General features: G+C 66.1%; 2 protein-coding genes, 1 tRNA gene and 2 pseudogenes. 3 read left to right on the top strand and 2 right to left on the bottom strand.

The genetic code is table 11. From position 1 onward, the window contains the following. Together A5658_RS12225 and A5658_RS12220 are read right to left on the bottom strand one after the other, a co-directional pair. Positions 1-407 (bottom strand): annotated as a pseudogene (locus A5658_RS12225) (hypothetical protein); the annotation flags it as partial. Between the two features lie 219 nt (positions 408-626). Next, positions 627-700: transfer RNA gene (locus A5658_RS12220), tRNA-Leu, on the bottom strand. A 239-nt stretch (positions 701-939) separates the two neighbouring features. Between A5658_RS12220 and A5658_RS12215 the strand changes: the two genes are divergently transcribed. From A5658_RS12215 to A5658_RS12205, 3 genes and pseudogenes are all read left to right on the top strand, one after another. Next, positions 940-1,854, top strand: a complete 915-nt coding sequence (locus A5658_RS12215; RefSeq protein WP_067334748.1) for a PE domain-containing protein — start codon at positions 940-942, stop codon at positions 1,852-1,854. Positions 1,855-1,928: 74 nt separating this feature from the next. After that, complete coding sequence (locus A5658_RS12210; RefSeq protein ID WP_067334745.1) at positions 1,929-3,110, top strand: PPE family protein; 1,182 nt, start codon at positions 1,929-1,931, stop codon at positions 3,108-3,110. 66 nt (positions 3,111-3,176) lie between these two features. Continuing rightward, positions 3,177-3,265: pseudogene (locus tag A5658_RS12205) on the top strand (WXG100 family type VII secretion target); the annotation flags it as partial.

Genomic DNA, 3,265 nt, shown 5'->3' with positions numbered 1-3,265 from the left:
TCGCCGCCCTCGCTGGCGGCCCGCGCCACCGCCGGCCAGTTGATCTCCTTTTTCGGATAGATCCCGCACACGATGTCCTCGTCCGCCACCAGCATGCTGACGATGTCCAAGCCGTTGAAACCGATATCCGCATCGATCCACATCAAATGCGTGGCCGACGTCTCGAGGAACTGCTTGGCCAGGTGGTTCCTCGAGTTCGCCACCAACGCATCGCTGGTTCGGTACTGGTACAGCAGGCCTACCCCACTGCGCATGAAGATCACCGGAGTCTGCGCCAAAGACCACGTATAGGTTCCGGTCGCCATCCCGCCGTACATGGGCGTGGCAATGAATACGGTCGGCCCGCTCACGCCGGAACCCTGGCTCTGCTCCGCGACGGGACCCGAGCCCGGAATTTCGTCAAACATCGGCAAACTATATGACTTTCGGCGACGGCCCACCGGCTCGCCGCGGCCGGCATACGGATCTCCAGTGCGGCACAGATCGACACCCGGGGGTGTTAGAAGATCGTCAAGATTATTGGCGTACCGCGATCGGCGAGCTTCAATTACGTGAGAACGCCAGTCTCACATTAGAACACGACATGAGTCGCGCGACGCAGGTAGTGGCTGCCGACGGCGCGACCGTGCCCCCAGTCGGACTCGAACCGACACTGGGCGGATTTTAAGTCCGCTGCCTCTGCCAATTGGGCTATGGGGGCCAGCGCCGAATCTAGCGTGTTAACGCCAGATTCCGCCCTAGGCCCATTGCCGCAGGACGGCGTCAGGGCCTTGTTAAAAATTAAGCTTCCCTGTTAAGAAGCCATTAACCCGCTGGGCAAGGGGCCCAAATCTCCGCGAAGGTAGTCGCGTGGACGCCAGTGAAGCCCGACCAAAACCCACGCATTGATCCCCGTGGCCGACCTGTACAGGGTCGGTCTTTTTACACCAGGAGACTTACATGGCCTTCGTGAATACACAGCCTGCAGCAATCGCGGCTGCCGCGCAGCAGCTTGAGGGGCTCACCAACTCCTTCACCGCGGCGAGTACGGGCGCCGCGGCCTCGACAACAGATGTGGTTCCGGCCGCCTCTGACGAAGTCTCGATCCTGCAGGCAGGGGTGTTCTCGACCTACGGGCAGCTATACCAGACGGTCAGCGCCCAGGCTGAGGCCATCCAGCAGCAGTTCAACCAGTTGCTGGGCCAGAGCTCGAGCTCCTACCAGGAGACAGAGAACAACAACCAGGCCGGCGCCGCGGCGAACCAACTCGCGAACAGCGCGCAGTCCGCATCGTCGGCTGCCGCACAGCCCGCCGACGCCATCAGCAGCCTGACCGGACTCATCAGCGGCATCACCGGCTTCCTGACCAGCGGTCTGGTCGGCCAGCTGAGCAGCAACATCGGCAACCTGGTCAACATCAACATCGGTAACTGGGCGTCGGCCGGATCGGACCTCATCGGTCTTGGCGGTGGTGGCCTTCTCACCGCGCTCTCGGGACCGGCGACTGCGGGCGCCGACATCGGCGGCCTCGGCACGGCCCTGGCAGGCAACGTCACCCCTGCGGGCATCGGCGGAGCCGGCGCAATGGGCGCCGCTCCGATTCTGGCCTCGGCCGGCGCCGGGTCGTCGATCGGTTCCCTCTCGGTGCCGCCTAGCTGGGCCGGCGGCGCCGGTCTCCCGGCAGCCGGTGGCGCCCCCGTCACGCTCGCGTCGCAGACGTTCAGCGCCGGTACGCCCGCTGCGGGTGGCATGAACGGGATTGCCGGCATGCCGGCGGTCGCCAACGGCGGTCGCGGCGGCTCGAGCTTCGGCGCGCCGCGCTACGGCGTCAAGCCGAAGGTCATGCCGCTGGTGCCGAAGCCGACGATGGCGTAGCCGCTCTCGCCGCCGACGTCGCACGGTCACAACCTCATTCACTCCCATAACCCTCGATAGACAGGATCGAAGAAATGGTCTTTGACTTTGCAGCTCGACCCCCAGAGGTCAACTCCACCCTCATCTACTCGGGTGCCGGCGCGGGGCCGCTGATGGCCGCCGCGGCCTCATTCGGCTCGCTCAGCTCGGAGCTCAGCACGAACGCGGCGGCATACGAGTCCGTGATCGGGGAGCTGACCTCGCAGTGGACGGGCCCGTCGTCCACCGCGATGGCCGCGTCGGCGCAGCAGAACATCGAATGGCTGCAAACCACGTCGGCGCAGCTTGCCGAAGCGGCCTCGAAGGCGACTGCCTCGGCAGCGGCCTACGAGGCGGCGTTCTCCGCCTCCATTCCGCCTCCGGTGGTCTACGCCAACCGGGCTCAGCTGGCGGTCCTGGTCGCAACCAACATCCTCGGTCAGAACACACCGGCGATCGCCGCTAACGAAGCGATGTACGCCGAGTTCTGGGCGCAGGATGCCACGGCGATGAGCACCTACGCGGCCACCGCGGCCACCACCGCTCAGGTGACGCCGTTGACCGAGCCGACGCAGTCGACCAACCCGGGCGGGTCTGGAGCGCAGTCCGCTGCCGTCAGCAGCTCTGCGGCAACCAACGGCGCGAACAGCGGCGCGAACGGGCTGCTCAGCAGCCTGCAGGGCGCGTCGAGCGCTGCGGCCCAGCCGGCAGACGTCACCAGTGAGCTGGGCAACCTGTACCAGGCGATTCAGAACTTCTGGGGAGTCCCGTTGATTTCGAACGGGTTCAACTCCATGGACGTGACGCTCTCCTGGTGCATCATGATGATGGCGTCCGCGTTGGGAACCTTGAACCACTTCGTGGCAGGCGCTCCCTTCGGGGTCACGATCGGCGACGCGACGCCGCTGGGAGCCGGCTTGGGCTTCGGCACGACGCTGGCGGGATCCACGTCTGGAGTCGGCGGCGCAACGCTGGCCGGGATGGGCTCGGCGGGTTCCGTCGGTGGGATGTCGGTGCCGGCGAGCTGGGCACCCAGCACTCCCGCTACCCTCGCCGCCAACGAGAGCGTGCTGTCCGGCAGCGGCTGGACCGCGGCCGCGGACGAGGCCGCCACCGGCACGGGCGGGGCGCCGGGCATCATGCCCGGAATGGCCTCGGCCGGCGGGAAGTCGGGTCTGGGCCTGAGCGGGCCGCGCTACGGCACCAAGCCCAAGGTCATGCCGAAGGTGCTCATCTAAGGACATTCGCCGGAGGCGATGTCGCCTTCATCGGACACAACCACCACCACAATAAGGAGAAGAGATATGCCTACGCGTTTTATGACTGACCCGCACGAGATGCGGGCGATGGCGGGCCGTTTCGACGTGCACGCGCAGACCGTTGAGGACGAGGC

The organism is Mycobacterium sp. 1245111.1 (assembly GCF_001673405.1).
Classification (GTDB): Bacteria; Actinomycetota; Actinomycetes; order Mycobacteriales; family Mycobacteriaceae; genus Mycobacterium.
Note: the sequence above shows the minus strand (reverse complement) of the source record. Positions and strands in the feature narration are given on the sequence as shown.